Genomic DNA, 16,079 nt, shown 5'->3' on the forward strand with positions numbered 1-16,079 from the left:
TAACCTCAAATCGCGGCAAGATGCTCGTCTCTATCACATTTTTCTGGGCATTCAAAAATGAAAAGCCCACCGCAAAGGTGGGCTAATTCGAGCTTCATCGCATTTTAAGCGCGTGACTACGCGGCGATCCCCGCATGACGCAGCAACGCATCAATTTGCGGCTCGCGGCCTCTAAAGCGTTTAAATAGCTCCATCGGCTCTTCACTACCACCCATTTCAAGGATGTTATTCAAGAAACTTTGCCCAGTCTGTGGGTTAAAAATTCCCTCTTCCTCAAAGCGAGAAAACGCATCCGCCGAAAGCACTTCTGCCCATAAGTAGCTGTAGTAACCTGCGCTGTAACCGCCAGCAAAGATGTGGCTAAAGCTGTGTGAGAAACGGTTCCATTCAAGGCTTGGTAACACGGCCACTTTCTTTTTCACTTGGGCGAGAGTTTCCAACACTTGCGGGCCTACTTCGGGATCGTAAGTGGTGTGCAAGGTGAAATCGAACAAACCAAATTCAAGTTGGCGCAAAATAAACATCGCTGACTGGAAGTTTTTCGCCGCGAGCATTTTATCGAGCATTTCTTTCGGTAGCGGTTCACCCGTTTCGTAATGACCTGAAATAAACGCTAACGCCTCTTCTTCCCAGCACCAATTTTCAAGGAACTGACTTGGCAGTTCAACCGCATCCCACGGTACACCATTGATGCCAGATACCGCACCCACTTCAACTTGAGTCAACATGTGGTGGATCCCGTGTCCAAACTCATGGAACAAAGTGACCACTTCATCATGAGTAAATAACGCAGGTTTATCACCGATTGGGCGATTAAAGTTACAGGTCAAATAAGCCACTGGGGTTTGTAGCTCGCCATTTTGAGTGATACGGCGGCCACGGCAATCATCCATCCACGCGCCGCCACGCTTATGTTCGCGTGCATACAGGTCGAGATAGAAGCTGCCACGCAGTGATCCTTTCGCATCAAAAATATCGAAAAAACGCACCGATGGATGCCAAGTATCAACCCCAGAGCGCTCTTTGACGCTCATGCCAAATACGCGGTTGAGCACTTCAAATAGGCCGCTCACCACTTTCGACTCTGGGAAATAAGGGCGCAGCTCTTCATCTGAAATATCAAACAAGTGCTGTTTCTGTTTTTCGCTGTAGTAAGCGATATCCCACAACTCTAGCGTGGTCACGCCAAACTCTTGCTGCGCAAATTGACGCAACTCTTCTACTTCACGCTCACCTTGCGGTTTCACTTTAGTGGCTAAATCATTTAAAAACCCTAACACTTGATCGGGCGTTTGCGCCATTTTAGTCGCCAGTGATTTTTCACTGTAGGTATTAAAGCCGAGCATACGGGCTATTTCATGACGCAGTTTGAGCTTCTCAGCGATGATTTCGCTGTTATCCCACTTGCCCGCATTTGGCCCGCGATCCGAGGCACGCGTGACATACGCTTCATAAAGCTCTTTGCGCAGAGCTTGGTTATCACAATAAGTCATCACTGGCAGATAAGAAGGAATGTCGAGCGTTAATAAATAACCATCGAGCTCTTTGGCTTGCGCCGCCGCTTGTGCAGCTGCTAATGCCGATTCTGGCATGCCCGCTAATTGATTGGCGTCGGTAATGTGCTTGGTCCAGCCCATCGTGGCATCCAGTACATTGTTAGAGAACTTAGAACCCAACTCAGATTGACGTTTACTGATCTCGCCGTACCGTTTTTGCTCTGCCAATGGCAAGCCGATACCCGATAGCTCAAAATCACGCAGTGCATCATTGATGGTTTTTTGCTGCGCTTGAGAGAGCGAGGAAAAAGTGTCGCTGGCTTTCATACTCTTATAGGCTTCAAACAGGCCTTTATGTTGCCCAACCCAAGTGCCATATTCAGACAGCAGCGGCAAACAGCTTTCGTACGCATCACGCAGTTCATCGCTATTGAGCACGGAATTAAGGTGGCTCACTGGCGACCAAATGCGGCTTAAGCGATCATCCACCTCTTCAATGGGTGCAATCAAGTTTTCCCACGTTGGGGTGCTATTGCCAGCAAGGCGTTTTTCAATTTCGGTGCGGCAATCTTCTATCGCTTTCTCAACCGCAGGCTTCACATGCTCTGGCTTAATGGCGGAAAACGGCGGTAAATCCGTGAAAGTGAGAAGTGGATTAGACATAAAACATTCCTTTTAAGTTAAGACGCGCCTGCACGTTGATGCATTTCTCTGCAACAGTCACTGATTGTTTCACGGCAACCGTCGATTTTGTTTATCTGAAATAGTAAATATAGGTAGGTTCAGCAATTTTCAATAGTGGCGTATAATCAGCCAATACGTTTGATTGATGAAACACACTCCATTTGGGGTGTTTTGAGAGCCTATTTTGCTAAGTTATCGCCACAGTTTTCACGCGGGCAACCACGCGGATGTATTAAAGCATATCGTACAAAGCCTTATCCTCAATGCATTACAGCAAAAAGAGAAGCCTTTTGTTTATCATGACACCCACTCTGGCGTGGGCCGTTATGACTTGACCCATGAATGGTCAGAAAAAACCGGTGAATATAAACAAGGGATTGCTCGTATTTGGCAACAAAATGTAACGCCACCCGCCATTCAAAGCTACCTTGAGGCAGTAAAAGCACTCAATGAAAGCGAAGAGTTACGCTACTACCCCGGCTCACCACGTGTGGCGCGTGCTCATCTACGCGCGCAGGATCGTATGGTGCTCACTGAATTGCATCCGAGCGATTACCCTTTGCTCGAGCAAGAGTTCCACCGAGATCGTCAGGTATCGATTTACAAAGAAGATGGTTTCCAACGCTTAATCGGTAGCCTGCCACCGAAAGAGCGTCGCGGCTTAGTGTTGATCGATCCCCCTTACGAATTGGCCAAAGAGTACAGCGATGTCGTAAGAGCCATTGCCCAAAGTTATAAGCGCTGGGCGACGGGTATCTACGCCATTTGGTATCCCGTAGTGAATCGCGACACCATTGAGGACTTGCTTGAAGGGCTGGCAAGCCTTGGCATTCGCAAAATCTTACAAATTGAATTGGGCGTGTCGCCAGACACCCATGAACGTGGCATGACCGCTTCAGGCATGATAGTGATTAACCCACCATGGACACTGGAAGGGCAAATGCAGGAAATTTTACCGTTTCTTCAGCAAGCGATTGCCCCGGTAACCGGTCATTTTAAAGTCGAATGGGTTGTACCAGAATAAACTGACCCAATCTATCAAAGAAGTAGAGAACCTTTTTCGCCTTGCTATGGTTGCCAACATCGTACAAAACCAAGGTCAAATAGGATGAAAAAAGAATAATGGAGAAAGTAATGACAACGCATTTTGATTATATCTGTATCGGTGGTGGCTCTGGTGGTATCGCTTCAGCGAACCGCGCGGCAATGTATGGTGCGAAAGTCGCACTGATTGAAGCCAAAGACCTTGGCGGCACTTGTGTCAACGTCGGTTGTGTTCCGAAAAAAGTGATGTGGCATGGCGCGCAAATTGCTGAAGCAATGCACCTTTATGCCAAAGATTACGGCTTCGATGTCGATGTCAAAGGATTAGATTGGTCAAAACTGATTGAGAGCCGCCAAGCGTATATTGGCCGTATTCATCAATCATACGACCGCGTATTGGGCAATAATAAAGTGGAAGTGATCCGCGGTTTTGCACGCTTTGTTGATGCAAAAACCGTAGAAGTAAACGGTGAACACTACACAGCAGATCATATCCTGATTGCCGTTGGCGGACGCCCAACGATTCCGGCGATCCCAGGGGCGCAATACGGCATTGATTCCAATGGTTTCTTTGACTTGACCGAACAGCCTAAACGCGTCGCGGTTGTGGGCGCAGGTTATATTGCGGTTGAAATCGCGGGCGTACTCAACGCACTCGGCACTGAAACGCACCTTTACGTGCGCAAAGAATCACCCCTGCGCAGCTTTGATCCCATGATCATCGAAACACTCACTGAAGTCATGGCGGCGGAAGGCCCAACATTACATACTCATTCAGTGCCAAAAGAAGTGATCAAAGAAGCCGATGGCAGCCTGACTCTACACCTTGAAAATGGCCAAAGCCAAAACGTTGATACGCTCATTTGGGCAATCGGCCGCCACCCAGCAACCGATGCGATAAACCTAGCAGCAACGGGTGTGGCAACTAATGCACAAGGCTATATTAAGGTTGATGAGTACCAGCAAACCAACGTCGCGGGTATCTACTGTGTCGGCGATATCATGGAAGGCGGTATCGAGCTCACACCAGTAGCCGTCAAAGCAGGCCGTCAACTTTCAGAGCGCCTGTTTAATGGCAAAACCGATGCGAAGATGGATTACAAACTAGTCCCGACCGTGGTCTTTAGCCATCCGCCAATCGGCACAATTGGCCTCACCACGCAAGAAGCCCAAGCGCAATATGGCGAAGAGAATGTCAAAGTGTATACATCTAGCTTCACGGCCATGTACACCGCCGTCACCTCTCACCGTCAACCATGCAAAATGAAACTAGTATGCGCTGGCCCTGAAGAAACCGTTGTTGGCCTACACGGCATCGGTTTTGCGGTTGATGAAATGATTCAAGGCTTTGGCGTAGCCATGAAAATGGGCGCAACCAAGGCCGATTTTGATTCAGTTGTGGCAATACACCCAACGGGTAGTGAAGAGTTTGTTACTCTTACACGTTAGTGTAGAAACTCTACTGCTACACATTTGTAACTCTGGAAATTAATCTACTTCAGGCTGCACATTTGACGATTCGCTCTCAATGCAGCCTGTTTTTATTAATTATCGCTATGGAGTACAAATGGCAACAATCATCCAATCTTCAAACGTATTTACTGATACACAAATTTCTCATACTAGAAATGGCCCAATCACTTTACATCCACACGGATATAACATTGGACCATTACCCACATTGTACGATCACCACGGCAAATTCATTGCTGTTGCCAACTCATGGTTTTTTGATCTAAAAACCGTAAAAAGACTCAAGTGTTTGAACTCTTCAGCAAGGGCGATCTTATGCTATTGGTCATTCTTAGAAGAGTTTCAACTAACTTGGGACAATATCCCACCTATCGATAGGCTAAAACCCACCTACCAATTTCGTCATTATTTACTGCTTAAAGTTCAAGATGGCAACATGGCCTATTCAACGGCAAACTGTTACATGAATCATGTGGTTCAATTTTATCTCTGGGCCATCTATGAAACCTATCTCGCTGTGCAAGAAGAAAAAAAAGCCCCTTTTCGAATCGAATACACCACGATCAATCGACAGGATAAATTGGCTCACCTTAAGCCAAAGCTGATTGTGCAAACCAGCGATTTACGGATACGAGTACCCAAACACGCTCACTCCTCACAAGTACGAACTCTCATGCCATTAAGCCGAGAATCACTTCAGTTGGTCTCAAATCACCTCCGATATCAGTCGGTAGAGTTTCAACTGCAATGCAGACTTGCCATTCAAACTGGGCTACGCGTCAATGAAGTGTGTTCATTAACACTCACCGCTATAGATCAAGCCTTTCCGATCACAGACTCTCGCCAACGCTATTATTTACCGATTGGCCCATCAAATGGTGTAAAAACCAAATTTGATAAAGAACGCAAAATCGAGATCTCATCCTCACTACTTAAGATGCTACAAGATTACAGCATCAGTGAAAGGCGCTTAAAGCGGCAGATAAAAATGGACAACAAGTTATCGGTCACGGATCGTCTGACCATCCCCCTAACACACACCGCTCAACATCCGCCTCTCTTTATCAGCGAGCAAGGTAATCCCCTCACAGCCAAAGTCCTTGGAGTTAGGTGGTGTGAGTTTAGAAAAGTGCTGCAAAAGTCAGAGCCGGGGTTCAATCATAAATTCCATGATTTACGCAGTACTTATGGGACATACCGATTGGGGGACCTACTGACCTCGGGACTGAATAGCAGTGAAGCCCTCGATTGTCTTATGGGCTGGATGGGGCATAACCATGAATCAACTACTTGGAAATACATCCGTTATCTAAAACGGAAAGAAGCCCTGCGAGATAAGTTTTCGATGCTAGATACTCTTATGCATGACGCTTTAACGGCGGATAGTGAGGCTCATAATGAATAATAATCTCATACAACTTCACGATTGGCAGCCAGAGCTGATGATAGAGGTGCCAGATCAGCATGGCCGTCTTTATCGGTGGGATTTCAATCGCGTCCGTTACCGCCATTTCCCCGTCACTAAGAAGATAAAGCAAGGCACTGAAATACTTGCGGATCGAAACGCCCTCGCTTTTGCCATCATGAATAGCATGAAAATAGACCATCGAGCGGTCTCAACTCGCGACGGGCTTTTTTATCAATTAAAAGAATACATTCAATGGTGTGACAAGCATTATTGCTCAACCTTCAATGGCGAATCGGTACAAAACTACTGCATGAGTATTTACATGCAGCTTTTAAAAGGGCAGATAAAAAAGAGCACTTATAAGCAAATACGGACACAAGTCACCACGTTATGCCGGTTCCTCGATCATCCAATGACTTGGTTTGATGAACTGCCAGTGGTCAATTGTGATGATACCGAATCCTTTGAAGCTTATAGCCAATCAGATTTGAAACAATTGCTTCCACTACTGCGAGCGATTTTCAAGCAATTATCAGTCCAGTTTCTTGACAATCCGGAGCTTCATCTGAAGGCCAAGAAACACTCACCGACGATGAACTTTCAATGGAAAGGCCAATCGTTTCCAATACGCACGGGGCTAACTCGGCTCATGGTCGCGGCGACTTACTTATTGGCATATTACACTTTCTGTAATACCTCAACACTCCTACAACTAAAGCGCCCCTCTATCGCCAGTCAACCTTTAGGTGACGTTTGGTATAGCATGCCAGCCTTTAAACGACGGGCTTTTAAAACGCTCACCGTCGAGATCGGGGAGCATAAACTGAACATACCCAAATACTGCCTTGATTTCTTTGATACGTTATTGAAAGTCTCCCAAGCTGTCGATCGTCAACCCGAAGCCTTGTTACTTCAGACGGTGATTAACGGACACCATAAGACGATCACTCATTATCATTTCAGAGATTTTAATGTGTCCATCCTTCGAAAGTGGTTTGCATTAGTCGACAATCAAGGGCGAGAGCTACGCCCAGTCATTTCCCGCTTTAGAGAAACGGGCAGCTTAATGACCCAACTGCGGCTAGGCGATATTGCGGCCTCTGAATTACTCGATAACACCCCCTCAACCATACGTAGGCATTATTCCACCGGGAACCATCACGACAACAATGCCATGATGCAAGAAACCATTGCCATACGAGCCCATCAAGCCAAGCATAAGGTTAGCCTCTCCGTGGCGAAATCTCAGGTGATGGAGACGTTTAATATTCAGGTTCTCACTTACGAGGAATGGCTCACTCAAACCTTACCTACCTCTGTATCGGCTCATGGGAGCCACTGCAAACAACCCTTTCACGTGCAATCTGAAGCCTTTAGTCGCAGAGCACAACGACATCACCTATCAGATGGCGAGCGCTTGGCTTGCGCTGAACTACTGAAGTGTTTTGGTTGTGAGCATCAAGTCATCGTGCAATCAACCGAAGATATTTGGTGCCTGCTGTCCTTCAAAGAAGCGCTCGAAGAGTCACGTTACTTTCATCTCGACTCTCATCATTTCCACAAAAACTTTGGTGAAGTCATCCACTTTATCGAAAAACGTATTTTACCCAACATTAAGCGACCCATTTTATTGCAAGCACAAGATAAGCTAATGATTGAAGGTCGGCACACATTATGGAAAGACATCACCTCCGTCATTTTGTTACAAGGAAAAACCGCATGAACCATTCAAACCAACCGTTAGGCGCTGAGTTTCAAGTCGATTTTATTGATACCGTCTCTTTAAATATGAGCCGCATTAACGTGATTGAATTAGTGAAACAGGGAGATCTCGATAACTTAAACGCGGTGGTCGTCTGCTCAGATAAAAACAATTTGGTGGTCACAATATTTGGTGATAACAAATGGGATCTAAGTCCTTACTTTGCACAAAGCCGTTCCCAAACCACCTGCCTAAATTTCGATAAATTTAGCGTCTCTCCAAGCCTCTTATTAGAAATGAAATTGCTAACTTATGGTTGGATATTTCACAAAAGTGGCTCGCAAAGTACTGGGGCAAAACTGTCAACTATCTGTACCCGTGTCACCAAAATGAAAGCGGTCTACAATTTCCTGCTGGAGCATGGTTTTCACTCACTTGCTGCGTTGAGCAATCGAACCATATGGCAGAAATTTGAAAGCCACCTCAGCAACCAAGCCTTATCGTTAAGTACGCTTGAACAAATTTTCACTGGCATCAATAGCGCCTTAAAACTGGAAAAATGGTTAGGGATCCACTTTGGTTTAGATAAAGTGTCATCAAACAAATTGGCTCAAGATTTATGTGCAAAAAACAAATTACAGAAGTCTCAAACTTTAGCCATTCCACAACGTATCGCGGATGAAATTTTTGGCAAAGCCATTGAGTTAGTTGAGCAAGCTTGGGACAGCCGTCACTTATTAGCGCAGATTGAGCAACGGCTACATGACAACTATATTGCAGGTCGAACCATCGTCCAAAATAACGTGAATGCAGGGCGATGGAACTTTCTAACCAATACACAAGGCGAGATCATGAATCGCCATCAATACGCACAAGAGGTACATAAAGCGACACCTAACGAGATTGGGGAATTACTGCAAGGTTTACCTGCTTATATGCCCCGTGACATCAATGGAAATGATTGGCGACGATATTACGGTCAACTGATCACCGCTTGTTTTATTTGTTGTGGGGCTTTCTCTGGAATGCGAGTCTCTGAATTAACCGAGCTGACCCCTAACAGCTATTTCAATACTGAGTTTGATGGCACCACTTTCCACATGTTGCAATCTCGCACCTTCAAATTAGGGCAAAAGAAAGCCACATGGGTCACCGCTCCCATCGTTGAAAAAGCGATTCAACTGGTCACCGTCCTAACCGAGGCATGGAGGCTGGAGTACAACCAATTGAGCACTCGCCCACTGGACATTCTTTGGTTCAACCGAGGAGCACGATCAAAAAAACCGGTTCTTATCAGTGATTGGAACATACGTTTGCAAAGATTTGTCCGTCATTTCAATATTACAGTAACCCAAGAAGACTACCAAGAATGTGTGACCTGTAATCCAAACAGCACAGAAAGTATCCATAAATACATTCATCAAGGTAAACCTTGGCATCTCAACACGCATCAATTTAGGCGAACCCTCGCCTTTTTCACAATTAAACACCGTTTGGGGAATACCATCGCCCTCAAACAACAATTTAAACACCTATATCTGCAAATGACCGATTGGTATTGCGCGGGCGGCGTGGCCAGCCGCATTCAAAATATCGAGATTGACGAAGAGTTACAACAGTTACTTGATTCAACCCAGATTGAAGCCAGTGCGAATAAATTTTTTGAATGGACCCAACAAGATACCGACTTATCAGGGGCACATGGCAAAGCGATTGTTGCCATGCGTAAAGAAGGATTGCCTCACATTTACAGCAGTTGGGAGGTGATTTACAAGGCGGTTAAAGAAAAAAGACTAACGCTACATGGTACGTTTCATAGCTATTGTAAAAATGGCTACCATTGCGATATGGATGGGGCTGTCAATCCGGCATTTTGCGTTGACTGCTCCAGTGGAAGTAGCATTATTGATCGAGACAATGCGCTATGGTGGCAATCTCGCCATCTAGATTTAACACACTATCTTCATCATCATTTAGCCGTGTCCCCATCCGTCTATGCACACTGCATAACACAAATTCGCGCCGCCGAGCTCGTGATGAACGATTTTAGTATTGAATACACCGCTTACCAACATGCCATTGAGGTCGTCGCTGTATGAGTAAAAAGGAACAGACATTGCTGGCACTGGATGCCGCTCTTCATCGTTTGATTCAAGGCAAACCGAAACGGGTACTGGTGACGAGAAAACTGAGTATTCGAGCTATTGAGGAAGAGGCAAATTTAGGCAATGGCAGTGGGTATTACTACCCTGAATTTGTTGAAAAAGTGAAGCAAATTAAACGTAAGCAAACCAGCAAAGAGAAAAGTACGAATAAAAGCGATAATCAACGCCTTCATGAGACATTAAAAAATGAAAAACGGATCAAAGAAAAATATCGTTCGGCGATGGAACAACTCACGCTGCAAGTCCACCAAATGGCTGCGGAGCATCACCACCTTAATGATTTATTGAGAAAAGCGCTATCACGTACCGAAGAGCTCGAGCGATTTAATCAAGAGCTAAAGGATCAACTGGTTTCGTTGCGACGTTCTACAATAACGTCAATCAATTCACGTAACACTTAGTAAAACGGTCAGCTTTGGCTGACCGTTATTTCCTTACCCAATCATCACATCCGATGATGCAGAGGCAATAGTGCCTCCACAATCAATAGCATCGCCTAAACGGGCGGCGGGTTTGCCATCAATCAGAACCCCACTTGAACCACCAGAAATACTGCGTGGGTGGCTACCGTGGGGTTTTTCAGAGCATGGGCAGCCATGATCTTGCAGTGCATCGCCTTGACGCACCGCGGGTTGACCATTAATAAACACGCCACTACTGGCAGAAATAATCGGCGTTGGCGGGAAGCAATCATGCTCTGAGCCTATATCACCTAATCTTGCGGCACCGGGCATCTTAAGTCTCCTAGCGTGATACTACGACTCGTCCATCAATCATGGATAAGTAGGGTAAGACAGAGAAAATTAAATTTTGCTCATCGGAACCAATTCTCAGGGGTGAATGCCCTCGTTTATCTTCTAATTGTACGAGGCGCCCTCCCATATAGCTTTTTAACTTGTACTCATGCCACTCGCGTCTAGGTTCAACTTTTCCATCGCTGTATCTCTTAAAGGTGGATTCAAAACCAACAGCATCAAAAAACTCATCAGGGGTAGAATAATAAGCATCGGCCATTGCATTTTCCCTATTTGAAAGAGACCAAGCCATATTTAGCCCTTCCAAATCGCGTTTTTCCATTAATGTTAGGAGATTGGTATAAGCACGGTAGAGCTGTTTCATCTGCTCTGGGTTATCTTCACGAATCGGCGTCGCATCCACCCAGCGCCAACGCGGGATAGTTTTAATGTAAATCGGGCGAGTAAAAATGGTCCGACGATAGGGAGTCACACCATCGACATTTACTAACGGAGTTTTATGCTTATCTGGGTAAATTGTTGAGGTTTTTACGTTCGGTTTGCCATCGATAATAGTAGCTGTTAGGTTAGAAATTTCTTGTTTTTTACCATCAGGAAAAGCGCCAAAGATTGTGAGCTCACAACGATCGTTTTCGTTATAAGTAAAATCTCCGTTGTATGCACCGACAGGAACCGTCCAAAGATTGAGTTCATTCTCACCTGGTTGTAAAAAAGCGGTCGCATTAAATCCAGATGAAAACGTACCAGAATCTGAGCCGAGATTATCTAATTGCTCCATGCCGTTTATTTGTCCACCACAAAAGATGTTTTTTGAATTGATGTTCGTCGTGTAGAGCACTGGAGGCTTTTCACCTTCGTTATCGATGCTCATCGCAACCGTTGAGACTTGTTCTCTAATATTCATTCGTTCCTCGTCATTCCCTGTACAGCCACTCAGTAATAGCAGGGTTAATAGGGTTAAATATGGTTTCATCATTAGACTCTTCTTATCCGCTAATTAAGGTTGTACGGCAGAGTGAATTGGCTTCACTTAATGCTTTTGCCCAAATCCACTCTTTGGTATTTGTTTTTTTAGCACTGATCTCAGTAGAACTTTCTACATAATCCCAAGAATTAGGGCCGCTGTTCCCCATTGTGTTTTTCGTATTTTCACTATTTTTACGAGCCGCCACTTCAATTTTTACTTCTGCTTTAATTCCATCGTGGAAAAAAATCAGTTCGACAAGAGGTTTTTTGTCTTTAATTTTGCTTCTTAAGGCAATTTTTCCTTCTGCAACCACCTTGGCTTCTAATAAAAATGCCCCTTCCACGACCCAAACTTTTGCCCCTCCTCTTAAATTGACTAAAGAAGAGAGCGTGACCGTTGCCACTTGCGACAGATCGTAATTGGCGGGTTGAGCAGAACTGAAAGTAACTGTGCCGGAAGCATCAAGCTTTGTGGCGAGTGAAATGAAAAGCTCTGCACCTGCGTAAGCACCGATTTCTCCCGCTTTAACTTTGTCTTCTAGGCTTTTGGCTTGTTCTCGAATTTCTGCGACGGCCTTTTCCATTTTAAAGTATGCTGCCGCCGCCAAAATTAAGTCGAGGCTAATTTTTAAGTCCAACAGAGGATCGAGCTTTAAGGTTACATTACCGGTCGTCACGACTTTTGAATCGACAATCTCACTGCTTCTCTTGCCCTCTAGGACAAGTTTGGGTGGCCCAAAGTCAAGACTGACCAGTTTTACTTTGTCCGCTCCAGTATTTTGGTAAGTACCATTTTTTAACTGCTCAACGATGCCAATGATACCGTTAATCAAGCTCCATTGTTCTCGGAAATTTTCAAAGGAGTCTTGTATGTTTTTGACGTTAACCAAATTGCTTTTAGTCATTGTCTTTGATGCCGAATACTCGGTTTTTGAACTTCCTTGAGATACGGTCAATGTGCCAGAAAGATTAAATTTCTTTTTGATCTCTTGAGTGGGTATCGGAGTGCCATCATGCATCCCCTTTTTTTGACGCTCTATATATTGCGTATATCTTTGTTCATCAGTTAGATTGGATTTTGAGCCGGAATAGTCCAGAGTTAGCTTCGATTCAATGTCTACCTTTGGATAGACGTCAATGTAAGTGTCATAGGGGAGCTCTCCCAACAGATATTGAATAGGTGGTGTAAGCCACTGTGTTTGCATCGTTTGTGGTTTTCCCGCACATTGAGTAATGCATACTTTATATCGAGTATAGGGGATCCCTGCATATCCATCTTGAGCCAATAAGTATTGTATTGCGTTAAACAAGCCGACTTCTTGTCCTGATTTTTGACGATAAACCAAGGTATGGTCTTTACATTGCGAAGTAGAAAGCGCTTCTGAGAAAGAGCGTTCGTCCGACAAGTAACCTGTTGGGCATGTGGTCAGATTGTTGGTGCATTTTCCTTCTATCGCAATGTTGACTTTGGTTCCTTGTCCTTTATCGACAAGCTTAATGTTCGAAATTTTGTTATCGCCATTTTTAAACTCGAATAGTCCTGCATCGCTAGTGATTTGGTAGCGAACTAAACAATCGCCTTTTAGATTACAGCGGCAGGCAACACCTGCCGGGTGTTTACATGACATGAGTTGTCCTTACTTCAGACTGAAGACGCATGATTCGATAATCCGCTGGATATTGAGTGTTCGACAACAGTGTTTGCCACGGCTTGGGAAAGTTAAGCAGGCTAGTAATTTTCTCATCTGAACACCACTGTGCAACCCTTTTGATGTAAGTTGGAAGGGAGATCTCCCATTCAATCAATTGGTTGACCAGCGCTTCGCTAAAAACTTTGTCCGTATCGCCAACAATGCTGGCAACTTCATCGACCAAGTTTTGCTCACACTGAGCAAGAATGGCTTGATAGTGAATGCGCTCTATTGGAAACGGTGTGAATGTTTCATACCCAAATCGGCGATAGGGTGTCAGCAATGGCTCGAAGTCTGACGCACGTTGTTGTGGGAATGTAGTATGAACGCTCTGTATCGGGCCGAGGAAGTGGTTTAGCCAGAGTGGCTCAAATCCATCGAGGACAGCCCATAGCACTCGTGGATCGTAGTAACGAAAAAATAGCCGCTCTTTGGTCTGTAGGATCTCAATATTCATCAGACGACGAAGATGAGCGCGAAGCGTCTTGTGGTCATGATCTGATTGAAGGAAAAATCCCCAAGGGGCATTTTTCGTGGTGAGCTGCGCGGTAAGCTCTGGGGTCATGAGCACCAGAAAAGGAGCCACTAGGGCAAAGTCTTCTTCGATTGGCTCTGGAAATAAACACCAATGCTCGTTATTCGACTTTTTTACTTCGGCAATAAACTCAGGAGCCACGGCTCGATCCACTACGGCATAATTGACTAAATGACGCATCAGCTCATCTCCGGGCAGTTAGCGACAAAAGCGCTCCCAGCTGAGGCGGCCGCTTCTAAAACCTCCGCGCTTGAAGGAAGGGCTAGTGAGCCGGGTGAGCCTCCCGATTTAATCAAGATGGTACCACCATCTATCGCGACGCCACTGGCATCAATCACAACAAAACTTCCGCCAACTTGTAGGGTAATTTTGCTGCCACTTTTTATCGTAATGTCGCCGTCGGCACTGACCCCGATGGCACCCGCAATTTTGCGTGCCAAATCACCGCCAATCGATTCGTGTTTATCCCCTTTAGTATCAGAGAGATAGTTACCTTTTGTAACCTGGTTTTGTGAGCCATCCACCGTGAGCTTGCGGTCATTAGCGACGACATGCATTTCATCATGACCAATACTCACACTCTGGTCATAGTTGATGCGGGCATGATGAGAGTTCTCGACCTTCACTTGCATATCTTTTTGCGCGTGCACATATACCAATTCTTGCCCTGCTTGGTCTTCAAAGCTCAGTTCATTAAACCCTTCGCCTTGGTGGGTTTGCGTGCGCAACACGGTTTTGGTTTTATGGTCGGGCAAGACGTAAGGCGACGTATTGGTCGCGTGGTACGTGCGCCCAGTGACAATCGGTTGGTCTGGGTCGCCATGAAGAAAAGACACAATCACTTCATGACCAATACGAGGAATGGCCATCATGCCATATTGTCCTCCCGCCCATCCTTGAGACACGCGCACCCAGCATGAGCTTAGCTCATTCCCCTCAGACTCTCTGTCCCATGGAAAATGCAGCTTGACCCGGCCATGCTCATCACAAAAGATTTCCTCACCGTCTGGGCCAACCACTTTCGCCATGCACGGGCCATCCACTTGTGGTTTGGGTTGCGGCGTGGCTCGCCACGTCACATGAGCGGGTATCACAGTGAAATGGTTGGAGTAGGTCGTCGCGCCACTGCCCCCCGATTCTTCGAGGGCTTGAGGTTGGCTCCCGGTATGGACAATACTCACTACAACCCAATCACGGTTAAAGCGCGGGTCCAAATGGTCGATGAGGTCAAACTTTGTCCCTGCGCGTAAACGAGGCTCATTACTGACGCCTTGCGCTGTGTGCGCTTCACGGCGTAAATACTCTAAACGAATTTGATTGAACGCCTTACCGCTCACATCGTCTTTAAAGCGTCCGGGGAAATCAAAATGCTCATAGTTCGGCTGTTGGTAATTCATCTCCGTACCACGAGCGTTTTGACTGAAACTGTAAGCGGGTTTTTTAAAGCTGTAATCGGCTAATTGGCTCTGCGCCACATGCGATTGAGTGTGTTGAGCCCACTTGGACACATAAGGTGTGTCGGATACCCCTCCAGACAGGGCATTCCAAGGTACCGGGCTATCGAGTTTGCTTAAGCTTTGGCTGTCATCACTGAAAAATAACGTGTGCTTACCAGCCTGATGAACAAAGTGATACACCAACCCCTCTTCGGCGGCTAAGCGATGCAAGAAATCAAGGTCGGTTTCACGGTACTGAACACAAAATTCACGCTGAGCACACTCGCGTTTGAGTGAAAAGGCGTAATCACTGATGCCCATCTCTTCGAGTAAAACGGAAAGGATTTCAGGCACCATTTTAAGCTGGAAAATACGGCTGTTATGGCGCAGTGATAACCGCTCTAATGCAGGCACTAGAGTCAGCGAATAGTGGGTGTGGCTGTGACCGGTATCTCCGATACCAAAATGGCGAACAATGCCATGCACGTACTGAACCACCTGACCATTACGGATAACCGCAAGCTGGGCGTTTTTATCCACCACGTCCATCGCACTGAGCGTGGATTGACGACTCGCCAGCTCAATGTGATAACGAAACCCATAACAAGGCTCACCATTGACCAGTCGCGTGTCCGATAACGACTCCTGACCTTGATAGTCTCGCACTACAAACACATCCTCTGCGAGTCCATCAACCTTTAACGTAAAATTCAGCGTGGCCATC

Annotated in this window: 12 protein-coding genes; 6 read left to right on the forward strand and 6 right to left on the reverse strand. The window is 45.8% G+C overall.

Going from position 1 to position 16,079, the window contains the following annotated elements; genetic code table 11:
- Positions 1-116: 116 nt before the first annotated feature.
- The gene (gene prlC / locus AACQ21_RS11870) at positions 117-2,159 is read right to left on the reverse strand and encodes an oligopeptidase A (RefSeq protein ID WP_013855686.1); all 2,043 of its coding nucleotides are present in this window, start codon (positions 2,157-2,159) and stop codon (positions 117-119) included.
- Between the two features lie 205 nt (positions 2,160-2,364).
- Between prlC and AACQ21_RS11875 the strand changes: the two genes are divergently transcribed.
- The 6 genes from AACQ21_RS11875 to AACQ21_RS11900 all read left to right on the forward strand — a co-directional run bounded on the left by AACQ21_RS11875 (position 2,365) and on the right by AACQ21_RS11900 (position 10,373).
- Positions 2,365-3,204 (forward strand): 23S rRNA (adenine(2030)-N(6))-methyltransferase RlmJ, encoded by an 840-nt coding sequence (locus AACQ21_RS11875; protein WP_017045941.1) that lies wholly within the window; start codon positions 2,365-2,367, stop codon positions 3,202-3,204.
- Positions 3,205-3,314: 110 nt separating this feature from the next.
- Complete coding sequence (gene gorA, locus AACQ21_RS11880; protein WP_166538068.1) at positions 3,315-4,673, forward strand: glutathione-disulfide reductase; 1,359 nt, start codon at positions 3,315-3,317, stop codon at positions 4,671-4,673.
- A 118-nt stretch (positions 4,674-4,791) separates the two neighbouring features.
- Entirely contained in the window at positions 4,792-6,102 is a 1,311-nt protein-coding gene (locus AACQ21_RS11885; RefSeq protein ID WP_105976521.1) for a tyrosine-type recombinase/integrase, read from the forward strand.
- Complete coding sequence (locus AACQ21_RS11890; RefSeq protein WP_105976522.1) at positions 6,095-7,828, forward strand: hypothetical protein; 1,734 nt, start codon at positions 6,095-6,097, stop codon at positions 7,826-7,828. Before AACQ21_RS11885 ends, AACQ21_RS11890 begins: the two co-directional genes overlap by 8 nt.
- Positions 7,825-9,906, forward strand: a complete 2,082-nt coding sequence (locus AACQ21_RS11895; RefSeq protein ID WP_105976523.1) for a hypothetical protein — start codon at positions 7,825-7,827, stop codon at positions 9,904-9,906. Before AACQ21_RS11890 ends, AACQ21_RS11895 begins: the two co-directional genes overlap by 4 nt.
- Complete coding sequence (locus AACQ21_RS11900) at positions 9,903-10,373, forward strand: hypothetical protein (RefSeq protein ID WP_065771706.1); 471 nt, start codon at positions 9,903-9,905, stop codon at positions 10,371-10,373. The genes AACQ21_RS11895 and AACQ21_RS11900 overlap by 4 nt, the downstream gene beginning before the upstream one ends.
- A 33-nt stretch (positions 10,374-10,406) precedes the next feature.
- Here AACQ21_RS11900 and AACQ21_RS11905 read toward each other — a convergent pair whose 3' ends face one another.
- The 5 genes from AACQ21_RS11905 to tssI all read right to left on the reverse strand — a co-directional run bounded on the left by AACQ21_RS11905 (position 10,407) and on the right by tssI (position 16,078).
- Positions 10,407-10,706 carry a type VI secretion system PAAR protein gene (locus AACQ21_RS11905; RefSeq protein WP_081245287.1) on the reverse strand — a complete coding sequence of 100 codons (300 nt, stop codon included), beginning with the start codon at positions 10,704-10,706 and terminating at the stop codon, positions 10,407-10,409.
- 10 nt (positions 10,707-10,716) lie between these two features.
- Complete coding sequence (locus tag AACQ21_RS11910; protein WP_105976535.1) at positions 10,717-11,505, reverse strand: glycosyl hydrolase; 789 nt, start codon at positions 11,503-11,505, stop codon at positions 10,717-10,719.
- 208 nt (positions 11,506-11,713) lie between these two features.
- Positions 11,714-13,321: a hypothetical protein gene (locus tag AACQ21_RS11915; RefSeq protein ID WP_105976524.1), complete on the reverse strand. Its 1,608-nt coding sequence runs from the start codon at positions 13,319-13,321 to the stop codon at positions 11,714-11,716.
- Complete coding sequence (locus tag AACQ21_RS11920) at positions 13,311-14,099, reverse strand: DUF4123 domain-containing protein (RefSeq protein ID WP_105976525.1); 789 nt, start codon at positions 14,097-14,099, stop codon at positions 13,311-13,313. Before AACQ21_RS11920 ends, AACQ21_RS11915 begins: the two co-directional genes overlap by 11 nt.
- Positions 14,099-16,078 (reverse strand): type VI secretion system Vgr family protein, encoded by a 1,980-nt coding sequence (tssI, locus tag AACQ21_RS11925; RefSeq protein ID WP_105976526.1) that lies wholly within the window; start codon positions 16,076-16,078, stop codon positions 14,099-14,101. Before tssI ends, AACQ21_RS11920 begins: the two co-directional genes overlap by 1 nt.
- Position 16,079 lies beyond the last annotated feature (1 nt).

The sequence above is a fragment of the Vibrio sp. V01_P9A10T6 genome, from assembly GCF_963877065.1.
Lineage (GTDB): Bacteria > Pseudomonadota > Gammaproteobacteria > Enterobacterales > Vibrionaceae > Vibrio > Vibrio anguillarum.